Genomic DNA, 24,236 nt, shown 5'->3' with positions numbered 1-24,236 from the left:
TCGTACTCCTTTAGATCAAGCAACTGAGGCGCTTTTCATGATATGGAAAAGGATGCACACGGCTGTTTTGAATGCGTCATTCATTCCTGGGCAATTCGGCCTGACGAGCAGGGAGAACCGCTGTGACCCTTCATGAAATGCTGGTAAATCAGTATCCCTTGCACGCATGGAACGGTCATGCGTTTCCTCGCCTAAGCGGATTCTTCGGCAACGGGATATGAGACGGTCAGGGTATTGCTGTTGCCGGCCTGGTGGGATACGGAAATTCTCCCTCCTGAGATGTTGATCATACGCTTTGTTAAAGCCAGCCCAAGTCCGTCCGCTACGGCTGTAGGTGTTTGTTTTGATTCTGGCAGTAATGATGGGTTATGCTGTCTGTAAAGCAAATTTTTAGCCATTACTGGACTGGCGTCTTTAATTTCGACGTGTAGCCATTCGCCATCTTTTTTGACGGCGAGTTTGATTGCGCCGGCATCTGTGAACTGGATGGCGTTTTGTAACAAATGCTCAAATACTTTTCTGAGCAATGCTGGGTCACTTTTTACCGCATAATCTTTCTGCATCGGGTCAAATTCAATCGAGATGCCACGGGCCATTGCCGCTGCGCTATAGCGGTCGATGAGAGCAGGGAGTTCTTGATTGATCCGGACGGGTATTTGGTCTGGTTTATACGAGGGTTCGGTGAGTGCGACCAGATCAATGACGTCACAAATTGCATTGTTCATTCGCTGACCGCTTTCCATCAGGAGTTCTGTTAACTCTTGATGTTGCGGGCCAACTTCATCGTGCAAGATTTGTGCGGTAGCCAGAATGCCGGCAAGCGGCGTTCTGATTTCGTGATTTACGTTGTCCAGCCAGGCAGTACCTTTGCGGTCTGCTTGCAGCGGTGCTGGTTGAGACGGCAAGACCAGGTTGGGCTGCAATAGCACAACGGTCAGAAAGGCAAGATAGGCTTCGATGCAGAAAAGCCCCACAATCAAAAGGACAACAACCGGAATCACTGGAGCAAGCAGCATGTGCGTCACCCGGTTCCTGATGAATGAGATACGATAAAGAACACCGAAGCAGCGCGGCATGCACCTGCAGGTATGGGTGTCTGGATCTGGAAGGTTCAAACTCCATTCCTGATGCTGTAGTCGTTAAAAAAAAGGGAAAATCACGGTTTGCTATCCTGGTGGCTGAAGCAGGGCGGCAAGGCTTGCCGATTTTTTGGCATCCGATGCAGGATGCAGGTTACGGCCCCGGTGCATAGCAGTGAACAGTTGTAACTTCCTGTGCATGCAGTCGTAGCGTGGATTATTGACTGCTTTTAGGAGAGAGAAAACCGATGCAAGACCGATCCAAACTTATCATGCTCGCCGGCCTGGGCGTTTTGTTTTTGGCCGTTATTCAAATCACAGGGGCACCCAGCTTTGGTGGGTTTCACAGATTTGTTCATTTTGGCGGTGCGCTGCCCTGGATTTTGTTAGCCGTCGGGTTCTGGTTGTTCTTCGGTAAAAATGGTGGCTGTTGCAAAAAGGGAAACGAAGCTTCTTAGTTGATAGGATATTGATGCAAGCTAAGTAGCGCTTTATTGCTTGTTAAGTTGCCTTGGGGCTAGTGGCCGTTCATGTTATTGCTTGCCCCCAAATGGGCACCACCAAATAAAAGCACACTTTTATCGCCAATTGCACATCCCATCCTGCACTTCATTCAGGAATACGGCTCGATAAAAGCCCCTCCGCACATCGTCACGCATTTGGTGGACGTCCTCGCACATGGTATCTGTAAAAGTATGTGCTGTTTCTCGTTTTTTCCATAGACTGCTTGAGCGTATATCCTTTACGGTTGTTACATCGGCAAAACTACCTGTGTGATTTTTTGCCAAATCAGAAAAAATCGACAACACCGGGTGAACTTTCAGCAGTAGTGTTGATTGAAGGCAAAATAGCCTAGGACATTTCTTGAACTCCCAGCCACGAAATCTGCATTTATACCATGAGTGCCGCATTTACCGTTCAGGTTGCGACCACGGAGCACCTGTCCTATGCTGAAGCTGTATGTAAATTAATCGAAGACGCAGCCAAAAAACGCGGAACGGGTATTGCCAAGCGCGATCCCGAGTACATTAGAGGGAAAATGCGAGATGGCAAGGCGGTCATTGCCCTGCATACAGGTGGTGCCTTGGCTGGATTCTGCTACATCGAAACCTGGAGCCACAACAAGTATGTGGCAAACTCCGGCTTGATTGTGTCCCCTGACTTCAGAAAAGCCGGCCTCGCCCGTAAAATCAAAGAAACAGCCTTCGAACTGTCGCGCAAGAAATATCCAGATGCCAAACTCTTCGGGATTACCACGAGTCTGGCAGTCATGAAGATCAACTCTGATTTGGGATATAAACCTGTTACATTTTCCGAATTGACAACCGACGAAGAATTCTGGAACGGTTGCCGCAGTTGCCCTAACTTTGACATCCTCACCCGAACAGATCGGAAGATGTGCCTCTGTACCGGTATGTTGTGCGATCCGAATGCGACGGACGACGTTGAGACCACTGCAGATGTTACTGGCGTCAAAGAATCAACGCAACAACATTAACCCACGGCGGCAATCATCGGTGCAATTTCGGAGACGTTAGGGAAGTTGTCTGCTTCTGACTCATCAGAAACTTCCACTTCCAGTTCAGCAAGCTGTTTTACTTCGCGCGTAAGCTCAGCTGCAAGGTCCAGTGGCTTGGGCTCACCATCATCCATCAACTCGATAATATCCCATAGTCCACGGGTTACCTCGATCAGTTTTGCAGAGCGGCTTTGCTCCACTGCAATTTGATCACGAAGCTTTTTGTTTTCTTCCCTGAAAGAGTTGTCCAGTTTGCAGATGAACTGGTACATCTCTTTCAGCGCAAGCGTATGCAGCTCTTTTTGCTGTGAAAGGTGTGCCAGTTGCTCTTCGTGCTCTTTCTGTTTTTGTGCGTAAGGGTCTGGTGTTACAGGAGGGGCTTGTTGAAACATGTCATTTCTGTTGATTGCCTGACGCGGGCGAAATAGATTCTTTGCGACCATTGTTTTACCTGTCACATTGCTGTTCCTTGGAGAGCTGACTGGAGCATGCCACCCAGCGGCAGAGGGGACTTGTGGGTGGTAAACATCAAAAGCTATTCCATATTGCCTTGCCCTCGAAAAAACCGCATTTATGTAGGTATTTTAGCGCACAGCTGTAGCAGATGGTAATACAGTGTTTACTTAACTACGCGGTATTTGGGCATGCAGAAGGGGAAGACGGTAGCCGGCTGCTGGTTCACGAAGGCAAAATACGCTGTGCTGCCGTCTCAAATTGATAACGTAGCTTATTTACGAATGGTCTGGTAAGCCGCTAATGCTGCTTCACGGGCTGTTTTGTGGTCAACAACAGGGAGTGGATAAGCTTTTCCTGGATAAAAGCCAAGGTGTTCCTGCATGGGACGGGGGAGGGTCCACGGCGTGTGGACATATTTGGCCGGCAGCTTTCCGAGTTCAGGGACCCACCGTTTGATATAGGTCCCTTTTGCATCAAACCGCTCACTCTGCGCAATCGGGTTGAAAATGCGGAAGAACGGCTGTGCATCCGCGCCGCTGCCGGCAGACCATTGCCAGCCCATCGTGTTGTTGGCCAGGTTACCATCAACAAGCGTATCCCAGAACCATCGGGCGCCGTGCTGCCAGTGCATCCGCAAGTGTTTGGTCAGGAATGATGCGACAACGATGCGAACCCTGTTATGCATCCAGCCTGTGTGCCACAATTGCCGCATGCCGGCATCTACTATCGGATAACCCGTTGTGCCGGTTTGCCAGCGCTTCAGCCAATCCGCATTTGTATTCCAGGGGAAATGGTCAAACGCCGGCCGCAGGTTCTCCTGTGCCGTTTGTGGGAAATGGTGGATGAGGTGGTACGAAAACTCGCGCCATGCAATTTCTCGGAGATAACAGACCCCTGCCTCCTGCAGCGCGGGGTCATGCATTTTTTCAGAGACCGCTTGCCAAATCTGTCGTGGGCTTATTTCTCCAAAATGCAAGTATGGAGACAGCTGCGACGTACCATCATCTTCCGGAATATCGCGTTGTTTAGGGTAGGCCACCATCAGGTGGTCACAGAAATATGTCAAGCGCTCACGAGCTGCTTGTTCGCCAGGCGTCCATAGCGAAGGGAAGCCGTCTGCCCAGTTGCGTTGCGGCAACAAGTCAAGCGCTTCGATCGGGACTGAATCGGGTTGGGAAGTGGACGCAACCAGGGACGCCGGTGCCGGCAGTTGGGCTGGTACTTCCATGGTTGCGTGTATTTTCTTCCAGAAAGGTGTAAACACCTTGTAGGGCAAACCTGAGCCGGTCTTGATCAGGTCGGGCTGATGCAGCAAATGGCTTGCAAAAGGTGTGACAGAAATCCCCCGGGCTTTTAGCGTTGCTAATATTGCTGCGTCAATGGCTTTGCCTTCAGGTTCATATCGGGTATTCCAGTAGACGGCATCAGCTCCGGTAGTAGCAAGGATGGCATTCAGTTCACGTTCGCTTGATCCACTTCGAATAACCAGGGAAGCCCCGCATGCAGCGAGGCTTTCCCGAAAACTGAGCAAGCTGTGATGAAACCACCACTTGTGCGCCCCTCCTGGTGCCCAGGCACCCGCTTCTTCTGGAGACCAGATGAAAACGGGTACAATGGGTCGGCCTGTTGCAGCCGCATGGAATAACGCCGGATTATCGTGTAATCGTAAATCGCGCCGAAGCCATACAAGAATAGGGGGGTGCTGCACGAATGTGTCCGATTGGTTGCTGGGTTTTGCATCAACGCCGGATTATTCTTCGCGTTTCACCTCAAATGGGATAGCTGTGCTGTTAAAGGCACTAAATATCCCGAGGGCGCCATCAATATTGTTTGGCGGTTCATTCAGATCCCGCGAATCTTGCACGCGGCTTTCGTAAAGATCTGCATATTCCTGGTTGACCCGGTATACACGGGCTTCATGGGCACCTATACCTTCCAGGATAAGCAGGTTTATTTCGAAGAAGTTGTCTCGGTTGGGTTCTGAAATAAACCGGAAGCGTCCGATGCGTTGTCCGAGGAATTCTGGGAAAATAGACTCATGTTCTTCCTGCAGGCCATTGATGACCACGTAATGCAGGAGATCCTGGCTGTTGTCCCAGGTTACCGTAAGCCTATTATCCAGATTCCCCCGGTCTGGTGGGGCGCCTCCACCACGCGGTCCGCCGCCACCAAACTCAAAAGTAGGTACTTCCATTATGGTTGAATCCAATACAACCGCTACTGGAGGAGGAGGAACAACCGTTTCTGCCGTTGCACGCTGGCCCAGGTAATCCATTTCAAGTTCGAAAAAATCGCCAGGCGCTACGGTTAAATCGTCGCCGGCATAATGGTAGAAGCCCGTTGTACCACTAGGTGTTAGCGGATAGCTGACGTCGTTTTTGATGAGCCGGAGCTCAGCATCATTGATGGGTTGCGCCGTGGTGTCGGTACCATTGAACGCAACCGTTGAGGTTACACGGATATTTTCAACAGGTTCGCCGGCAAAAATGAAGGCTTCGATTACGGCGAGGTCGTCACCGAGGTCGCCGGTTGCTGTGTCACACGCCTGCATCAAAAACAAAATGCCGGCAAAGAGGATGTAGCTTAAGTTCTTCATGATCTTAACCAAAAAAACTGGGGTTGGGGCTAAAAGTCGATGCGGAATTGCAGATTGGGTGTCATACCGAGATAGTTGACATCTGTGACGAGCAGGTCGCCCTCTGTTAGATCAAATTCCCGGTACCAGACATTTTGCCTGTTGTATAGATTGAACAGGGACAACCCAATGCGTCCTTTAGCCTGGCCAAAATCGAGGTTGTAATTGGCGGCAACATCTAACCGATGATATGCCGGCAAGAGGAGACCGTTTTTCTCGCCAATGTGGATCTGCGATTGTTCGGTGCCATCGAGCAAGGTTACCGTGTATTCAGATTCCGGCGCCGTATAGGGCTTTCCGGAGGCAAACATCCACGTTGAGGATAGATTCCAGCGGCCCAATTCCAGGTTGTGGACCATTTTGAATTCATGGCGTTGGTCGTGCAGTGCCGGGAACGATACGCCGTCGTTGAGTTCAGGGAATGTATGTTCGACGTTGGCCAGTGTGTAGCTCAGCCAGCCATTGTAGGTGCCCCGCTTCTTTTGCACCAGAAACTCTATGCCCTCTGCAATGCCGCTTCCTGAAAAGAACAGTTCGTTAGCCGTTTCGCTTCTGAAGTTGCTGCGCTGGAACCGGAGAGAGAATTCCGAAAGCCCATCCAGTTTTTTTCGATAGGCTTCAACGTCAAACAGGTACGTGCCCTGGTCGAAGCTCAAGCCGCCAACAATGTGTTCAGATTGGCTGACTTCGATGGTTTCGCCATCAGCAAGCAACCAGAAATCGCGCGACCCTTCTGATACATTTTCATTTACAACCCTGTTTACAAACTGGTGGAATTTACCATATGCAGCTTTGAATGTAAGGCGATCCGTTACGTTGTAAGTTGCTGCGAGGCGTGGTTCCAGAAAAGTCTCTTCACTTTGGTCGTAGTACGACGCACGGCCACCGAGCGACAACTCAAGCGCCGGCGTCAACTGCCACGCATCTTGTATATAGACAGCTGAATGCTGGCCGGACTGGGCCCGATTCAGAATGGTTGTTGTATCATCCCGGCTGAAGAAATACGAAGCATCTGAGCGCGTAATTTTTGCCCCAAATCCCACTTTGTGATTTCTGCCGGCCTGCCACTCATTGTCAAGGCCGATGGTTAAGTCGGAAATGTTGTTGTCTTCCGCAGAGCCTCTTCGTATGGATCGTATGACTTCGCTGGTTTCGCCATTGAGCACTTCCTGGTCCGTGAAGCGGTAGTAATCGCTAAAATACTCCGAATAAGCGACGAGGGCATTGGAATAGAAACGGGGAGACCACTGTCGTGCCCATTTTCCACTGATGCCACTATTGCCCCAATCTGTAAGGTCTGTTGTGCCGCCAAGGATATTCAGGTTTGCGTTGTTGCCAATGGTTCTGGATTGATCCCGCGATTTGTCGAGGTCGTCTTTGCCATTATACAGGCTGATTGCTACAACGTCTTTGCTCGTTGGCCGGTAAGATATCTTTGCATTCAAGTCGTAGAAAAAGAAATCGGGTTGTGCCGTTTGCGTGGCAGCGTTGCCAAATCTGCCACCACCAGGCCCTCCGCCACCGCCGGCGAGGCCGCCCGGCCCTTGCACAACGTCGTTGTCGTCATCAAACAGATCAAAAATGTTGTTGTAGACCCCACTTCTTACTACATCTGTATAGGAACGCCTGGCAGAGAGCAGGACGGATCCGCGTGAAAGAAACGGAAACTCGATCACGGAACTGGCGCTAAGCAAATTGAGGCCGGCGCCCATTCTGAATTGCGAAACGTCGCCAGATTTGCCCGTGAGTTCAACTACACTTGAGGTCCTGCCACCAAATTTTGCAGGGTAGCCTCCTTTGTACAACTGTACGTCTTTAATGGCGTCTGCGTTGAATGCACTGAAAAAGCCAAAGAAGTGATCAACGTGGTAGATGGTCATGCCGTCCAGCAAAACAAGGTTTTGGTCTGGCGTGCCTCCTCGTACATAGAGACCAGAAGAACCTTCATTGGTGCCACTAACGCCGGGAAGTAATTGTAAAGATCTAAAGATATCAACTTCGCCAAGGCTCGGCAGCGTAGCCAGTTCCTTTGGAGAGACCGTAATTTGACTGATGTTCTCCGCTGTTTTCATGATGGTGTATTTGTCACTTACCACCATGACCTCGTCCAGCTCAGACGTGTAGGGCAGGAGCAAAATATCGAGTGCACCTGTGATATCGGGTGCGAAGAGTTTGAATTCAGCTGTAACGTAGCCGAGATACGAGATTGCGAGGGTAATCGAATCTCTGGGCACATCGAGCAACACAAAAAAACCGTCGTTATTGGTTGCTGTGCCGCGGTCGGTATTGAGAACGGTTACGCTTGCGTAGGGGAGGGTTTCTCTGGAGTTTGCGTCTCGTACCGAGCCTGAGATAGATAGGTCCTGTGCGTGGACAATCGACAATGGTGCGACCAAACAGGCTATCAGAAACGCTACCTTACAGGTACTGGCGAGCCAGCACCAGCTTTGGGAAAAGCCAGGGGTGTCCATGAATTACTGTGTTTGTCACCGGGCTCTATGGGGTCAAGCCGGCAGGTGGTTGAAAGAAAAGGTGGCGCTGACCTAATGACGAACCATCAGGTCTTCGCATTCCATTTTTTTTCAACAGGGTAATTCAGGGACAAAAAACCCTTAGGTGCGCAGGATTAATATAACTTGTTTTCGAGCTCACCTGTCACGTCTGGTCCCAGGTTATTCGACCGCGGGTGGTGAAATGGACTTTTGAGGTCACGCAGCAACTGTACCAGTGCCGATTCATAAGAAGGCTCGTGGTGCATATCGCTAAAATTTGGAATTGGATACTGGCGCAGTTCTTTGGCCAGGTTTATGAATGAGCCCGGCTCCATCAGGGTCCATGATTGCAGCATGGGTGGACTGGCGAGGCTTACCGGGAACAGCATGCGCCGGCGCTCCTGTTTTTCCAGTTCACGCATCCCTTTCAATTCAGCTGCCACCCAATCGCTGGCCATACTGCTGTCAGACAGGATAAGCACAAGCTTGCCGTGTTGGCCAAGCGCCTGGTTGGTGCGTAATTGGAGATCCTGACCGCCTTTCAGTTCATCTGGTACAAGCCAGCACCGGATGCCCTGGTCTTGCAGGTCATGGTGCAGTTGAAGGGCAAATGCTTTGTCTTCCTTGGCATAGCTGATGAGGCATGTGTGTGTACGCAGGCCTTTGGCCATCAGCGCCTGGTAATGGCCGATGATTTCATCTGGCAGGCCACAACCCCGCAAGAAACTGAGCGGGATGTTGTTGGATTTGTTGATCGTACGGTGATCAACGGTAGATGGCCCGTGGTGCTGGCAATTCTCAAGTCCTTGTGTATCTGAAAGGTCAGTGTCGCCAAAGACAGTTTCATAGACCACGGCACCCATCATCTGCGCGCCTTTGAGGTCTGCGCCGCGGAAATCAGAACGGCTGAGTACCGCCTGGGTAAGGTCTGATTTGCCCAGGTTGGCCCGTGTAAGGTTGGCTTTCATCAGGCTGGCGCGCGCGAGGTCTGATTTGAACAGGGTAGCGCGGTAAAGGTCAGCACCTGTCAGATCAGCACCCGACAGATTGCATGCTGTTAGTTTTGCGCCGCGCAGGTTGGTGCGCAGTAATTTGGCCCCTTTCAATTGGGCGCGGGCCATGAGTGCACCACTCAGGTTTGCGTTGGAAAGATTAAACCGATTGAGTTGTGCTTCCCGCAAGTCGATACGGAGATCTTTATTCTTTTTTCTCCACTCGTTCCAGATCTGCACGCCTTGTTGTAAAATGTCGAGGTGCGCTGTGTTTGCCATGCTCGATTGGATTTGTCTAAGAAATGGGCCGGAAAGTGTACTAGAGAGTTGGGGGGCGAAAAAATCACGCCAAAAAACTCATCCTCTAACGCAAGTTCTAGATTAAAGTTGTGATGCGCGTTTTTTGAGCAGTTTGAGCCTTTTTGATAGAGCAGGGGCGCCGTATTGCCCTAAAGCTGCAAAGGTGGAATTCCGGGCATACACCGTTGGAATTCCACCTTTGATATTTTTTTCGCCGGGTAGCCGGCCAATTACGCGCAAAAATTTGCGGTAAAACTACATTTTGTTCAGCGTCAGAACCAATTCTTCGTCTGCATTGGTGTTGTCTGTACCACTACCAGACTGTGTCATGCTGACTTTCGTCAGCTTCATTGTATCTCCCATGTGGATAACGGAAAACACGATTGTACTTGCAACGCTTTTGTCTTCTGCACGCCTTGAGCCAGTGCCTTTGCCGGTCCAATCAGCCATTACATTCAGCGTCAGTTGCTCGGGAGAGTCCAGCTTATACGTCGCTTCTTTCACCAGCCGCGTTCTATACTTTGCACGATCTGTATTCTGGTGACGGTTGATCGCCGCGAGGATATCACCTTGCTCGAGGACAGCGTCGCCAGAGGACATCAACTGTAAGGCGCCATTGGCACTTCCGTCCATCACCCAGGCACCGTGATACGGGTTAGGCGCAGCTTCCTGGGCAGCGTCTTTGGAAGAAGAACAGCCGACATAGACCAGTGCGAGAAGTAGGAGACAAGTTGTAGCGATGTGTTTCATTGTAATCTGTGTTATCGTAGCGTGATTTTTATAGAGTTGTGGATCATAAACTGTACGTGCTGTGCACATACCTGCCACTTAAAGTAAGGTAATAGCAGGCAAATTTAAATAATTGGTGCATTAACTAAGCCGGCAGTCATTCGTTTCCGATTGTTTTACCGGAAAGATGCTCAAGCGCTTTGACCAGGGCGTGGTTGCCTTCCAGGCCCAGGCCTTGCGCTTGCAACGTTCGATAACACTGGTACACAAGGCTGGTACCTAGCATCGGGACACCCATTTCGTTGGCTGCTTCTAAAACCAGTCGCAAGTCTTTTTGCTGCAAGTCGATGGTGAAGCCGGGTCGCCAGTCTCGTTCGATGACCTGCGGTCCACGATTGCTCAACATCCAACTGCCTGCAGCGCCCTGGGTAACTGCAGCAAGTGTTTTTTCGAGATCCACCCCACTTGCTTCAGCGAAAAGCAAGGCTTCACTTACGCCCAGCATGGTCACCACAACCAGAATTTGGTTGACCAGATTCACCGCCTGGCCGGCACCACAAGGGCCTACGTGGGTGATGGTTTTACCCATTGCTTCAAAACAGGGCATGGCGCGTGCAACCTGTTCAGCGTCTCCGCCAATCATAATGCTCAGGGTGCCATTGGCTGCTCCTTCGCTGCCACCGCTGATGGGGGCATCGAGCATATGAATGCCTTTTGCTTCGAGGTTGGCGGCTATATCGCGTGTTACCTGGGGAGAAATTGTACTCATGTCGATGACCAGCGCGCCTGCGCTTGCCCCTTCAATAACGCCATCTGATCCAGTGATTACAGCTTCTACGTCGGGCGTATCGCTCACACAGGTGATGATGATGTCGCTTCTTTGGGCTACTGCTGCCGGCGTTGCGCCTACATGGGCGCCGGCGTCTGCGAATGGGGTGGCCCGCGATGCGGTACGGTTCCAGACCGAGACATCAAAGCCGGCATCCATTAAGTTTTTTACCATTCCGCGGCCCATGATACCCAGGCCGATAAATCCAATTTTTTCAGACATGATTGCAATAAATGAGGAGGGCAACCGGGGTCAACCACAGCGCCTGGTTAAGTTAGAAGCCTCGAAACTGATGCGGGCATGATAAGGCAACAAGGGGCGTTATTCAACTAAAAAGCGCAAGGATAACGGGAGTGAGCGGATTCCTGCTGCGAAGAGAGAAAAGAAATCCTGCTTTTTAGCGCAGCATGGCTGATGCCTGGCGCGCTAAAGGATAATGTTGGTGTGTGGCATTAGCTTCAGGCGAGGCTTCAAGATGGGATTATAATGGGGCTACCTGCCACGTCTTTCTGTGTGTCAACCACCAAAACTGCTCCCGACCATGAAGTTGATCAAAATCGAAAACCAGTTTCTGAACATCGATTTGCTGGAATCTGTTGAGATAGAGGCAGACATGATTTCCATCAGCATAGCCGGCCAACGCTATCTCTTTGCTGGTGATGAAGCTGCTGCCTTGCAGGCCTGGTTTGACCAATATGCATTTGACCTTATGGGCCGTCGGTCTGTAGCCGGAGAACGCGCAGCGAATGAACAGCCTTCTGTAGAACAACTACACGCCCAGGTTAGGGCACTTGGACTTTTTCGAAAGCCGTTTGTGCTGGAATAAGCCCGCTAAAGTCGTTCAGGATTACCATCTCGCCCGGCCTCGAAGTTTTGGAGCGGGGTTTTTTAGGTGGTTTTACTAGATGGGTATGCGCCAAAAGTGGATGGTGCAGACCGGCTCGTTTTTGTATTATTTTTGTGCAATCCGGCTGAATTACCTGGACTTGTTTGTCAGGTGAGGGGGGATGGATACGCCCTTTCTATATAGAACAGCGTGCAAGCATCACTTTTCGCTGACAAAGAGAGGAAACTAATCGAAAGCACTGGACATCCAGAACCAGTTGCGTGCAAATGCAAGCTAATTGCCTTCTAGAGGTAAAACTATGAACGAAAACAATAAACCAGAACAGGCCGTTTCACGTCGCGCCATTCTTAAGAAAGCGGGTTGGGCCCTTCCCGTGATTGCAGCCGCTCCGCTGCTGAATACCGCATCTGCCATGAGTTCAGTGAATTGTACTGGACTGCAAGCAAAACTCTCCAAACATATTAACAATGGAGATTATGATGCAGCAAACGATATTCTTGTCAAAATTATTGACAGTGGTTGTACCGTCAACTAGTTGACCGTATTACCGATGCTTTCCTGCAGGAAAGTAGAAAAAGAAGGATCCTTTTAAGGCCGGCTACAGTGTAGCTGGCCTTTTTTGTATGCATCAATTCGTTGAGTAATTGTCTTTATTTGGCTACCTTTTTGGCGAGGTAAACTAATAAAGGAGGTTTTTCCTATGAATCTAACCCTCATAGCCCGCATTGTACTGGGACTGATTTTCACCGTTTTTGGCCTTAATGGCTTTCTGAATTTCCTGCCGGCTCCGGATCTACCGGGTGGAGCAGGTGAATTTATTGGTGCATTGCTCGGTTCTGGCTACTTCTTCCCCTTCCTGAAGTTGACAGAAACTGTGTGCGGGTTGTTGTTGCTTACGAACAGAATGGTGCCCCTGGCATTGACGATTCTGGCCCCGGTTGTATTGAACATTATCCTGTTCCATATTTTCCTGGCGTCAGCTCCTGAAGCCATTGCTGTACCTATTCTGACGGTTGTTTTGCTGGTGTACCTTGCATATAGCTATCGTAGCTATTTTGCCGGCGTACTCACGGTAAATGCAACACCTGATACCACCAGAGAAAAAGTAGCTGCATAGAATTCACCCCTCTGTGTACTCTTTTCAAATTTTTAGCCGGGCTATTTATTAATGGCCCGGCTTTTCTTTTCTTATAGGACCACCAGGCCATCCCCCAATCAAAGCTGCGACCAAGCGTGAAAAAACTGATTCCGTTCGCCCTGATTTTTGGCGTCCTCGCATGGATTTACCCATTTCCCGACACCAATGTACTTGTCCTGACGGCATCGTCCGGCTACCAACATGCTTCTACCACTGAAGGGGTTAAAGCCATTCAGATGCTTGGAGAACGACATGGCTACGATGTTGTGGCTACCGATGAGCCGGAGATGCTGACGGAAGAGCATCTCAAAAAGTACAAAGCAGTCATTTTTTTGAATACCGCTGGCGATCTCCTCGACTATGAGCAAGAGATGGACTTGCAGCGCTTTATTCAGGCCGGCGGTGGATTTGTTGGTATCCATGGGGCCATCAATACAGAACCGGATTGGGAATGGTTTAGCGAAATGATCGGGGCCAAATATGCTGGTCATCCAACAACCCCGTCTAACGTCCAGCCGGCGACACTTTACGTAGTAGACGCCAAGCATAAAAGCACGCGCCATTTGCCTGAAGTATGGGAGCGCGAAGACGAGTGGCTAAATTTTACTGAAGTTGCACCGGATGTAAATGTGCTGCTCGCTATAGACGAATTGTCATACAACGGTGGCACCAACGGCGTAAACCATCCTGTGGCCTGGACGCGGACATTTGAAGGGGGCAAGATCTTCTACACCGCAGCCGGCCACACGGCTGAAAGCTATACGGATGAAGCATTTCTGCAACACCTGTCCGGCGGGATCCAATACGTAATGGGGCTGCGCACCCCGCTCGATTATGACAAGGTGAAAGCCCGGCGTGCTCCCGATGAAAGCCGGTTTGTGAGAACAGAACTGGTTGCCGGACTCAATGAGCCGACTGAACTGGAGATTCTGGATGACGGACGTATCCTTTTTATTGAGCGCCGCGGCCGCGTGCGTTTGCTTGACCCGGAAGCTGGCGAAGTAAAAGAGATTGCCAAACTGGATGTCCACAACGAGTTTGAAGATGGTTTGATGGGGCTTGCGCTGGATCCCGGCTTTGCGCAAAACAACTGGATTTATCTGTTCTACTCGCCAGCAGGGGATGAGGCAGTACAGCACCTTTCTCGTTTTGTATTCAAAGACGATGTCCTGGAAATGGACAGTGAGAAGTTGATGCTTGTTGTGAACACGCAACGCGTTGAATGCTGTCATACCGGTGGGTCACTTGAATTTGGCCCTGATGGAAACTTGTTTATTTCCACGGGTGATGACACCAACCCGTTTGCTTCTGATGGTTTCGGGCCGATAGATGAACAGCCAGGACGCGCGCCATGGGATGCACAGGGGACGTCTGGAAATACAAACGACCTGCGCGGCAAAATCCTCAGGATTCGCCCTGAGGCTGATGGCTCGTATTCAATTCCGGAAGGTAACCTGTTTCCGCCAGATGAGCCCCTTGCCCGCCCCGAGATCTATGTGATGGGTAATCGCAATCCCTATCGCATTGCCATTGATCAGAAAACGGGCTATCTGTATTGGGGGGAAGTTGGACCTGATGCGAATGAAGATAACCCGGTACGTGGACCGCGTGGACATGATGAAGTAAACCAGGCGCGCGAAGCCGGCTTTTTCGGATGGCCCTATTTTGTCGGCGACAACAAGGCATACGTCGATTACAATTTTGCCACCAAAGAATCTGGTGCGTCATTCGACGTAAATGGTGCTTCGAACGATTCTCCGAACAATACAGGGCTGGGCGTATTGCCTCCTGCCCAAAAGGCATTCATCTGGTACCCATACGCTGCATCACCCGAGTTTCCGATTGTTAAAAGCGGTGGGCGCAATGCAATGGCTGGTCCGGTTTTTTACACCGATATGTTTGAGCCGGCTGCCGGCACGTTTCCAGACTACTTTGACGGCAAGCTGTTTATCTATGATTGGATTAGAGGATGGATTCTCGTTGTCACCATGGACGAAAACGGTGACCTTGAGAAAATAGAGCCCTTTATGCCTTCGGCTGAATTTGCCAATCCCATCGACATGATTTTCGATAAAAATGGCGTCATGTACGTGATGGAGTATGGCAAGAAGTGGTTCTCGGAAAACGCAGATGCCCGCATCTCCCGTATTGAATACAACCCTGGCAATCGATTGCCAGTAGCCGTATTGAAAGCGGACCAACTTGCCGGCGCCGCGCCGCTAACTGTCAACTTTTCTGCAACTGGTTCTTTTGATCATGATGATGATCCGCTTTCCTACACCTGGCGTTTTGCAGGAAATCCTTCAGCTATTGAAGATGCGACCGTAAGTCACACGTTCAACGAGCCTGGGGTTTACAAGGTCGCAGTACAGGTGACAGACCCGGCAGGAGGAAAGGGCAACGACCGCGTTCGCATCAAAGTAGGCAATGCGCCGCCGCAAGTAGATCTTGCCATTGAAGGCAACAGATCATTTTTCTGGGATAGCACCACGCTGGATTACCATGTATTGGTTGAAGATGCAGAGGACGGCGCCCTGCGTGATGGAATTGCGCAGGAAGATGTATTTGTCCAGATGGATTACCTGAAGCAGGGTTTTGACAAAACATTGGTAGCGCAAGGTCATCAGCAGGCGGATGCTTCAGCAAGCCTGGCCGGCGGCAAGCGTCTAATCGACAACAGCGATTGTGCAAGCTGCCATCTGGTAAATGAAACGTCCATCGGACCAAGCTATCAAGATGTAGCAGAACGCTATGCAGACGACCCTGAGGCGCCGGCATATCTGATTGAAAAAATCAGAAATGGTGGAAGTGGAGTCTGGGGAGAAACGGCAATGGCAGCACATCCTGACATGACGCAAGACGAGGTAGGGGCCATTGTCGAGTATATCCTCGCCCAGACCAAAGAGCAGGTTGCACCCGTAAGTTTGCCGCTCTCGGGCACTTTTTCACTGGATGCACACCAGGAAGTAGAACAACAGCAGGGGATGTACTTCCTCCGCGCTTCGTACACGGATCAGGGTGCAAATGGCATCGGGCCGTTGACAAGGCAGTCCCTATTTGTTCTGCGTCACCCGCGGGTACAGGCTGAGACCTTTGATTTCTCGCACAACGTGAAAGTCAAAGCCGGCTCGGGCAGTGAGCCAACCGTAATTGAAGAGATTTACGATGGCTCACACATCGGATTCGAAAACATTGACCTCACCGGGGTAGCTGGCCTCAAGTTTATGCTTATGGGGACAACCGCCTCGACTACGTCCGGCACCATTGAAGTGAGAATGGATGCGGTTGATGGCCAATTGATTGGCAGCGCGCCAATAGAAATGGGTAGACTGACGACGGGCTTTGCTTTTGAAACCACACTCGAAAAGCAAACCGGTCAGCACAATATCTATTTCATATTCAAAGACCGCCTGGATACAGCCTATCCACTCTTCTTGCTAGACTGGATTGAATTCACAAGATAGACGGTCTTGAACAAGTATCCCTGATATGAAGAAGCCTCTATCAACACCGTTTGATGGAGGCTTTCTGCTTAGGGCGTGTGGACAAAAATGAAATCATATGCATTTTACAAGCTGATTGTCCACATGCCCTAAACGGATTTAGTTTTCCACGTTCCCTTCTTAAACCAGATCACACTGATAATGGCAAGGACGGTTTGGGCAATGGCAATGGCGAGAAAAGCCCCGCGCGCCCCAAGCCCCATGGGCTCTGCCATCAAATAGGCAAGCGGAATCTGGAAAATCCAGTAACTAATCAAGTTGATAATCGTGGGCGTTTTGGTGTCTCCTGCGCCGTTAAAGGCCTGGACGCTCACCATGCCAAATGCAAAGAAGATATACGTGACACTGACGATGCGGAGGCAGTCAACTCCAACGGCAATGATGGCTGCTTCCTGGGTGAAGATCTCCATGAGTTCAACGGCATAGATGAACATGAAGAGCGCAACAGTGCCGAGGAACGCCATATTCCAGAACGCGGTTATCCAGACACTTCGTTCGGCGCGGTCGGGTTGGCCGGCACCCAGGTTTTGGCCCACAAGGGTTGCTGCGGCATTGCCCATACCCCAGGAAGGCAGCAAAGCGAAAATGATGATCCGGATGGCTATGGTATAGCCGGCCATAGCGGTGCTGCCAAAGAGCGCAACAATCCGGAAAATGAGCATCCAACTGGCTGTTGCGACACCATACTGAATCATGCCCGGCCACGAGATATTGATTAGCTGCCGCATCATGGTACGGTTCAGGGTAAGCTGGTCGAGGAAAAGCCGCACCCGTCCATTGCCCCGCAGGAGGATGTAGAGCTGGTACATGACGCCGATGCCACGCCCAATGCTTGTGGCAATTGCTGCTCCCGTGACGCCCAGTTCAGGGAAGGGGCCCCAGCCAAAAATGAGCGCGGGATCGAGAAAAATATTGATGAGGTTGGCAAGCCAGAGTACGCGCATCGCCAGCACGGCATCGCCGGCGCCGCGGAAGATCGCGTTTATAAGAAAGAGGTAGAGGATGAGAATGTTACTGCCAAGCAAAATAGCGCAGTATGTGCTGCCAATTTCGATCACCCCTTCAGTGGCACCCATAAGCGCCATGAGTTCAGGGGCGTACGCGATGCCCAGGATTGCAATGGGAATAGACGTAACCAGGCCGGCAATCAGCGCCTGGAATGCAGCAACACTGGCTTCTTTCTCTTTCTTTTCGCCAATCCGGCGCGCAACCATTGCAGTTGCTGCCATGGAAATACCCATCCCTACGGCATAAACCAGCACCATCAGGGAATCGGTCATGCCAACAGCGGCTACGGCGTCAGCGCCAAGCCGGCCCACAAAAAACACATCAACAACCCCGAAAACGGATTGCATCAGCATTTCGAGTACCATGGGAATGGCCAACAGCAGGATGGCCCGCCCGATGCTTCCCGAGGTAAAGTCGCGGCGCTTGCCCTGAAAAATGCCTTTTAGGTCTGACCAGAAGCTGGTGTCCTGCGACGCTTCCGCCGGGTCGGTACTTGCCATACAATTTCGAGGTGGTCGGGTGGTGCCTGCTTAAGGGCGGGTGAGCCTCGTGCAGGAAAAGGGGTAGCCTAACCCGGATGTATAGCAAAAGGTCCAGCCGGTTGTCGACTATAATGAACAAATAATCGATTGCATCTTACCGAATCGGCCTCTATGCCGTTTTTTGCGGGGTATGCCAAGGCTGGTAAGGTCCTTGTAAGAGATTGGATAGCTGGTGTCACTGCAGCCAGGTTAGTTAAAGTTCATAATGGGTTGCAATGTTATAAACAAGACACTTGTGCTGCAGGCGATACCAGTCAAAATTATTGTTAGGGAATTGTAGTGTTTGAAGTGTGTCTCCCTTTAGACGGGGTGCATAAATACTACGACTATAAAACAGGTACCTGGATCTACGTCTATGCCGCGCCCTTATCGTAGTCCGGGTGCCTGTTTTTATTTTTTTGCTTTACAGCGCTCGCAAGACGCTTTCTACCGACAGGCCACTCTGTAGTATCTGTTGATCCTGCATTGCTGTACCTGCCAACATAAAGCCAACCGGTGGCTCATTGGGTGCATGACAGGGTATTGAAAGCGCACAGCCGTCAATTTGGTTTATGATGGATGTATTTCTGAGCATCAATACGTTGTTGGCAAAATACGCATCCTCACTTTCTTCAAGTAATGAGATCGGAGGGGCCGTGATGGGCGTGGTGGGCAAGATGAGTGCATCGTATGGTGTCAGGGTTTGCGCGACATCTTGCAGAAATTGCCGGCGCCAACCTAGCAATGCGATATAATCTGCTGCACTTGTTTCAGATGCCGGCATCATGCGGCCTGATACCCGCGGGTCATACATATCATACGATGCTTCAAGATAATGGCGGTGCCAGGCATAAGCTTCAGCAGCAAGGAGTCGCCCGCCATTGCCTGGTCTGGATGGATCTGTTATGGCATCGATCTGCACGTCCTGTATATGCGCGCCGGCTGCTTCCAGCTTCTTGGCCGCCCTTGCAAAGGCAGTGGCAACGTGGTTGTCGAGGCCTTCCATTGCAATACCTGTTGGAATGGCCAGCCTGAGATGGTTGAGCGGTCGGGGCACAAGTGGTGTGGTGGGCTGGTCGGTCATCACCTGGTCTACTGTAACACAACAGGCGACAGAAGGGGCCAGGGGGCCAACCGAATCGTACGTAGTAGAGAGGGGTAATACGCCTGCTGTAGGGACGCGGCCCGTTGAAGGTTTGAATCCGGTAAGATTGCAAAGCGCTGCAGGAATACGTACGGATCCGCCCGTATCGGTGCCAATGCCAAAGACTGCCATCTGGTCAGCCACAGATACGCCGGCGCCGGAAGAGGAGCCTCCCGGGATACGTCGGGTTGTGCGGTCATAAGGAGAAGCTGGCGTACCGTAGTGTGGGTTGAGTCCGAGCCCGGAATACGCAAACTCAGTCATGTTGGTGCGGCCAATAGGGATTGCCCCAGCACGGCGGAGGCGGGCAATGCAGGTGGCGTCTTTAGTTGCAGCCGGCGCTTCAGCAAGGACGCGGGAGCCGGCGCGCGTCACCTGGCCGGCAATGTCAAACAAATCTTTTACAGATACCGGCAACCCCATCAAGGGCGAGAGCATAATGCCGGCGGCACGCAACCGATCTGATGCAGCAGCTGCGGCCAGTGCTTGATCAGCATCTACATGAACAAAAGCCAGGTCGCCTTCCCCGTCAGGTGCGTTAATGCGCTTTAGGCAGGCTTTAACCAGCTCAACACTCGAAATTTGTCTGGATTGCAGGGTTGCAGCGTGTGTTGCTATTGTGGGGAGGACAGGCATATAGTGTGGCGTTTTTTGTAAGGGGGTTGTAGGGGGTTTTGATTGCAAAAGATGACAGTATTCCCCCGATACCGCGGAATTTAAGAAACAACGATATTATTACCAGAACGAACGGAAGCACTTCTTTTACATGCTGACACATCTTTAAGATCAATTCCAAATTGGACGGAGACCCAAAGAGTGGGTAGAGGTCTCCGTCCTTGCACTTCTCCTCCCATAGTGCCGCAGCAGCTGACGATTCGAACCCGAGCTTTTTGACTATCCCCCTGAACCCAAGGCTCCCCGGCCAACCCCGAGCGCACCCCGTTCCCCCGAGGGACATAACATAGCGCAAACGACGGGCTTTCCGAGCCATGAACCTGGGATCTCGTCGTTTGCAACCCCCCGATGCTCCCCGCATTTCCTCCCGACCTCCCGACCTCCCGACCTCCCGACCTCCCGACCTCCCGACCTCCCGACCTCCCGACCTCCCGAGCCGCTTGCCTCCTTTTTGGCTATAACCCGGCACGTGCCGGTTCACATACAGAAGTTAACCTTCTGATGCCCTCCACATTTTTATCTCGAGGCCAGGGGAGTTTCGAATGGGTACACAGGTAACAAGGAGCCTGCGTTACCGTCCTCGACATTCGAAACTCTGCCCCCATTTTCCATCTGGGTATCGCTTGTATATTGCTCCCCACGCTATCTCATTTCTCTTACCGCATCTACCAGGCTTCCTGCCGGTTTGTACGCATCCCATGTAGCGCGCCATGATTGTGGAGAAAAAGGCCGCCAATTTCTAACTTGTGGCCTTTCGTTTCGTAAACGACGCTGCATGAAAACCCTTATTCTATTGCATGGCCGGGGATTTAAACCCCCCAAGACCCAGTTAAAGAAACTCTGGCTCGACGCGTTGCGCTTTGGTATTGCGCGTGATTTTCCCGCAGCGCTTGATCTGTTTGATGCGACGCGCATTGAGTTTGTGTACTACGGTGATATCTCGAATGCCTTTCTGAGCCAGTTGAGTGGTGATCCTGTGCCAGATGATATCACAACCCGCAAGGCAACGCTGGATGGACTTAAGTTGTGGAAGAAGTCGGAATTTGATAAAGCAAATTATGAAGGGCTGGCCGGCAAGGAGTCGTATAAAGAAGGCCTCGCAGATGTGCTTTCGGCAGTACTGAGTTTTACGCGCCTCGGTGATGAAGTGATCAGCCTGGTCGCGCCCGACATGAAAGAATACTGGATGGGATACCAGAGTCCGTTTGGTTCTGCCGTCCGTGCGCCTGTCACGCGTCCGTTAAAGCGGGCTTTAAACCGAAGCGACTCGGTATGCATCATCGCCCACAGCCTTGGCAGCTTGATTGCCTATGATGTGCTCTGGAAATTTTCGTACATGAGCGAATACCGTCCGGATTATTGCAACAAACTCGTGGATCTATTTCTTACCATTGGTTCACCGCTTGGTGATGACACCGTCAAGCGTGGTTTGTTTGGCGCTTCTGCAACCAATGAGCGGCAATTTCCCTGCAACATCCGAAAATGGGTAAACATCGCGGCTGAAGACGATTTTATTTGCCACGACAAGCGCATCAAAAACGATTATCGGGAGATGCTGAAGTGGAATCTCGTTGACACAATTGAAGACCACGAGATTTACAACTTGTCGCTACGAAATGGAAAGTCCAACCCACATCACAGCACCGGCTACCTGATTCATCCAACGCTCATCAAGGTCCTCGTAGGATGGCTGGACGCGGGTTGAAAGTTGCAGGTTGAACGTTTAAAGTTTAACATTATTGGTCTCCGCTTCGACGTATCCCACGACGTAAAACTTTCAACCTTAAACCTTCCACCTTAAACCAGTTTTCGCATGATTCCAGCAATACAAACGTGTACAGACGGTCCCACTTTTTCCAGACTTGTTTTTGGCCTTTGGCGGTTGGCTGATTGGGGATACCGAACCGATGAGTTGCTGGCTATGCTACACCGGTGTTTGGCGCTTGGTGTTACTACGATGGATCATGCAGATATCTATGGCGACTATTCCTGTGAAGCGCTTTTTGGTGAGGCGCTTGCTCAGGCACCCGGTCTTCGGCAACAGATGCAACTGGTAACTAAATGTGACATCAAGCTGGTATCAGATAAACATCCTGGACACGCACTGCCGCACTACGACACGAGCAAGGCGCACATTATGGCGTCCGTTGAAAACTCCCTGCGCCGGCTGCATACCGACCATATCGATGTGCTTTTGCTGCACCGCCCCGACCCCTTGATGGAGGCTGATGAAGTAGCTGAAGCGTTTGCTGCGTTGCGCGATGCCGGCAAAGTATTGCACTTTGGTGTTTCCAATTTTACGCCCGCACAGTATAGCTTGCTGGCGAGCCGGCTCCCTTTCCCGCTCGTTACGAATCAGGTTGAATGCTCCGTACTAAATTTTGATGTGATGCACGATGGTACCCTCGACCAGAGCCAGGAACTGCGTATCGCACCGATGGCCTGGTCACCGCTTGGGGGCGGACGGTTGTTTTCCAGCCAGGATGCACAGGCGGTCCGTGTACGGGCGTGTCTGGAAACGCTGGGTGAAGAATTGGGCGGCGCTACCCTTGATCAGGTTGCCTATGCCTGGCTGTTGAAACACCCCGCTCGCATTATTCCGGTACTTGGGACGGGGAAAATGAACCGCGTGGAAGCTGCTTGTGATGCCGCAGCGCTTGTGCTAACGCGCCAACAGTGGTTTAAAGTTTGGCAGGCTTCCAAAGGGCACAACGTTCCATAGCCCACGTGAGATACATCTAGTGGAAAATGATATGCAGGGAGACCAGCGAGGCCAGCAATCCAAATCCAACTTTTGTCAGTACAGGCGAGGCTGATACAAAGAGGTCTTTTCGGCTTTTCCAGCCGTGTTTGTGGGATACCGCAGCCAGGAAGCCAAATGCAATGAGAATCACCCACATTGCCCGGATGAAATAGTTCATGTCGGGGAAGACGGCGATTATGGTGAGGTGCAGTGGGATGGTCGAGACAAAGGCGAGGAGCGCTGCGCGATGGTTTGGTGCGATCATTAAGCCGGCCGAGCAGATTAGGACAACGATCCCGCAATTAATATAGTACCGTAACTCGTTGAGGGTGTGGGTAAACGCTGCCTCCGGGTTTTCGAACTTGAGGTAGAGCAAAATGAGGCCCATCAGAATCCCCGTAAAAAGCGTAACCAGAATGGCGCGCCGGCCTGCTTGTACAACTTGCTGTTCAGATGCGTGCGGGCGCAAGTAAGCTTTGTATATATCGATTGACCAGAGGGTAGCGAGAGAGTTGAACGTAGAATCGACCGTACTCATGAGCGATGCAAAAAGTGCACAGAGAATGAGGCCTTTGATGCCTACGGGCATGTACGTGGAGACGATGTAGGGGAACGCATTGTCGGGGTCGGTGAGTCCGTTGTCGATGAGGATGCCGGCAAGTGCAATACCCGGGACGACGATAACCACGGCCATAGCATATTTGAGCGCACCGCCTACCATTAAGCCTAGCTGTGCTTCTTTCAAACTTTTTGCTGCAAAAGAACGCTGCATAATGGTTTGATTGGCGCACCAGTAGTTGATGTTCATCAGAAACAGGCCAAACATGTGGATCCAAGGAAGGGTGGGATGATCGGCCGGCAAATGCAGTTGCATAAGCTCGGGTGTCTTCTCGTAGAGCATGCCCCAGCCGCCGAGCTCTCGAATGATGACAACAACAATCAGAATGCCGCCGGTGAGCAGAATGGCAAACTGAATCACATCCGTTTTGACCACTGCATTGAGGCCACCGAGATAGGTGTAAATGGCTGAAAAAATACCAAGCCCGATGAGGAGTACCCCGACCCGCATCAGTTGCGACAATTCTGGTGATGTATCGTAGTTGGCAAACAGGGCTTCTCCCAACCGCTGAATAAGGGGGTTGTCACTGAGGATCCTTAGATAGTCAGAGAAAACAAGTTCTGCTGCGTACGCGCCCCAAAACAATGCTGCGCCCAACGTAATGGTAGAAAACAGGGCAAGATTGGCAAGGGCGTATGCCAAACCAACCCGCTTGCCAAGGCGGTTGTTGATGAACTGCGTAACGGTGATTACACGATCGCGCAGGTACATCGGGACAAAAATGAACGCCGCTATCAAAATGCCCTGTACTGCATTGATTTCAAGGCTAGCCTGCGCCAGTCCATACAGATAGGCAGACCCCATCATCCCCAAAAATTGATACCCGTTGATGTTGGTAGCGATTGTTGAAAGGGCAATTGAAGGCCAGCGGAGCGAGCGATTGCTCAGGAAATAGGTTTCGGTGGATACGTTTTTGTCTTGCCGGCCAGAGAGGGCTACAAGAAAAATAGCTGCAAAATAGACAAGTACTATGGCCAGGTCTAACACGGTGGTATTGGGGGCTGGGG

At 51.2% G+C, this 24,236-nt stretch carries 19 protein-coding genes; 8 read left to right on the top strand and 11 right to left on the bottom strand.

What is annotated here, in order from left to right:
* Positions 1-191 precede the first annotated feature (191 nt).
* Positions 192-1,016 carry a HAMP domain-containing sensor histidine kinase gene (locus tag AAF564_05275; protein ID MEM8484936.1) on the bottom strand — a complete coding sequence of 275 codons (825 nt, stop codon included), beginning with the start codon at positions 1,014-1,016 and terminating at the stop codon, positions 192-194.
* A gap of 311 nt (positions 1,017-1,327) precedes the next feature.
* On the opposite strand from AAF564_05275, the gene AAF564_05270 reads away from it, so the two are divergent.
* Entirely contained in the window at positions 1,328-1,537 is a 210-nt protein-coding gene (locus AAF564_05270; protein ID MEM8484935.1) for a hypothetical protein, read from the top strand.
* A gap of 440 nt (positions 1,538-1,977) precedes the next feature.
* Positions 1,978-2,577, top strand: coding sequence for a GNAT family N-acetyltransferase (locus AAF564_05265; protein MEM8484934.1), 600 nt, complete (start codon positions 1,978-1,980; stop codon positions 2,575-2,577).
* Here AAF564_05265 and AAF564_05260 read toward each other — a convergent pair.
* The 7 genes from AAF564_05260 to AAF564_05230 form a co-directional block, all read right to left on the bottom strand.
* Positions 2,574-2,990: a hypothetical protein gene (locus AAF564_05260; GenBank protein ID MEM8484933.1), complete on the bottom strand. Its 417-nt coding sequence runs from the start codon at positions 2,988-2,990 to the stop codon at positions 2,574-2,576. The genes AAF564_05265 and AAF564_05260 overlap by 4 nt on opposite strands.
* Positions 2,991-3,325: 335 nt before the next feature.
* Complete coding sequence (locus AAF564_05255; GenBank protein MEM8484932.1) at positions 3,326-4,762, bottom strand: deoxyribodipyrimidine photo-lyase; 1,437 nt, start codon at positions 4,760-4,762, stop codon at positions 3,326-3,328.
* 42 nt (positions 4,763-4,804) lie between these two features.
* Positions 4,805-5,650, bottom strand: a complete 846-nt coding sequence (locus AAF564_05250; protein ID MEM8484931.1) for a DUF4249 family protein — start codon at positions 5,648-5,650, stop codon at positions 4,805-4,807.
* A gap of 29 nt (positions 5,651-5,679) precedes the next feature.
* The gene (locus AAF564_05245; protein MEM8484930.1) at positions 5,680-8,160 is read right to left on the bottom strand and encodes a TonB-dependent receptor; all 2,481 of its coding nucleotides are present in this window, start codon (positions 8,158-8,160) and stop codon (positions 5,680-5,682) included.
* A 155-nt stretch (positions 8,161-8,315) separates the two neighbouring features.
* Positions 8,316-9,452 carry a toll/interleukin-1 receptor domain-containing protein gene (locus AAF564_05240; GenBank protein ID MEM8484929.1) on the bottom strand — a complete coding sequence of 379 codons (1,137 nt, stop codon included), beginning with the start codon at positions 9,450-9,452 and terminating at the stop codon, positions 8,316-8,318.
* 276 nt (positions 9,453-9,728) lie between these two features.
* Entirely contained in the window at positions 9,729-10,223 is a 495-nt protein-coding gene (locus AAF564_05235) for a hypothetical protein (GenBank protein ID MEM8484928.1), read from the bottom strand.
* Positions 10,224-10,359: 136 nt separating this feature from the next.
* Positions 10,360-11,253, bottom strand: a complete 894-nt coding sequence (locus tag AAF564_05230) for an NAD(P)-dependent oxidoreductase (GenBank protein MEM8484927.1) — start codon at positions 11,251-11,253, stop codon at positions 10,360-10,362.
* Positions 11,254-11,572: 319 nt separating this feature from the next.
* Here AAF564_05230 and AAF564_05225 point away from each other — a divergent pair, with 319 nt between their 5' ends.
* The 4 genes from AAF564_05225 (at position 11,573) to AAF564_05210 (ending at position 16,480) form a co-directional block, all read left to right on the top strand.
* Entirely contained in the window at positions 11,573-11,857 is a 285-nt protein-coding gene (locus tag AAF564_05225; protein ID MEM8484926.1) for a hypothetical protein, read from the top strand.
* Between the two features lie 319 nt (positions 11,858-12,176).
* A complete protein-coding gene (locus AAF564_05220; GenBank protein ID MEM8484925.1) occupies positions 12,177-12,413 on the top strand; it encodes a hypothetical protein in 237 nt (78 codons plus the stop codon).
* Positions 12,414-12,578: 165 nt separating this feature from the next.
* Positions 12,579-12,995 carry a DoxX family membrane protein gene (locus tag AAF564_05215; protein MEM8484924.1) on the top strand — a complete coding sequence of 139 codons (417 nt, stop codon included), beginning with the start codon at positions 12,579-12,581 and terminating at the stop codon, positions 12,993-12,995.
* Positions 12,996-13,111: 116 nt separating this feature from the next.
* Complete coding sequence (locus AAF564_05210) at positions 13,112-16,480, top strand: ThuA domain-containing protein (GenBank protein ID MEM8484923.1); 3,369 nt, start codon at positions 13,112-13,114, stop codon at positions 16,478-16,480.
* Positions 16,481-16,608: 128 nt separating this feature from the next.
* Here AAF564_05210 and AAF564_05205 read toward each other — a convergent pair whose 3' ends face one another.
* Both AAF564_05205 and AAF564_05200 read right to left on the bottom strand, forming a co-directional pair.
* A complete protein-coding gene (locus tag AAF564_05205) occupies positions 16,609-18,027 on the bottom strand; it encodes an MATE family efflux transporter (GenBank protein MEM8484922.1) in 1,419 nt (472 codons plus the stop codon).
* 445 nt (positions 18,028-18,472) lie between these two features.
* Positions 18,473-19,828, bottom strand: coding sequence for an amidase (locus AAF564_05200; protein MEM8484921.1), 1,356 nt, complete (start codon positions 19,826-19,828; stop codon positions 18,473-18,475).
* 814 nt (positions 19,829-20,642) lie between these two features.
* Here AAF564_05200 and AAF564_05195 point away from each other — a divergent pair.
* Positions 20,643-21,572: a hypothetical protein gene (locus tag AAF564_05195; protein MEM8484920.1), complete on the top strand. Its 930-nt coding sequence runs from the start codon at positions 20,643-20,645 to the stop codon at positions 21,570-21,572.
* Positions 21,573-21,680: 108 nt separating this feature from the next.
* The gene (locus AAF564_05190; GenBank protein MEM8484919.1) at positions 21,681-22,589 is read left to right on the top strand and encodes an aldo/keto reductase; all 909 of its coding nucleotides are present in this window, start codon (positions 21,681-21,683) and stop codon (positions 22,587-22,589) included.
* Between the two features lie 16 nt (positions 22,590-22,605).
* On the opposite strand, the gene AAF564_05185 is transcribed toward AAF564_05190, so the two are convergent.
* The gene (locus tag AAF564_05185) at positions 22,606-24,216 is read right to left on the bottom strand and encodes a hypothetical protein (GenBank protein MEM8484918.1); all 1,611 of its coding nucleotides are present in this window, start codon (positions 24,214-24,216) and stop codon (positions 22,606-22,608) included.
* Between the last annotated feature and the right edge of the window lie 20 nt (positions 24,217-24,236).

The organism is Bacteroidota bacterium, from assembly GCA_039111535.1.
Lineage (GTDB): Bacteria > Bacteroidota > Rhodothermia > Rhodothermales > JAHQVL01 > JBCCIM01.
The sequence above is the reverse complement of the archived record's forward strand: the minus strand, read 5'-3'. Positions and strand labels throughout refer to the sequence as shown.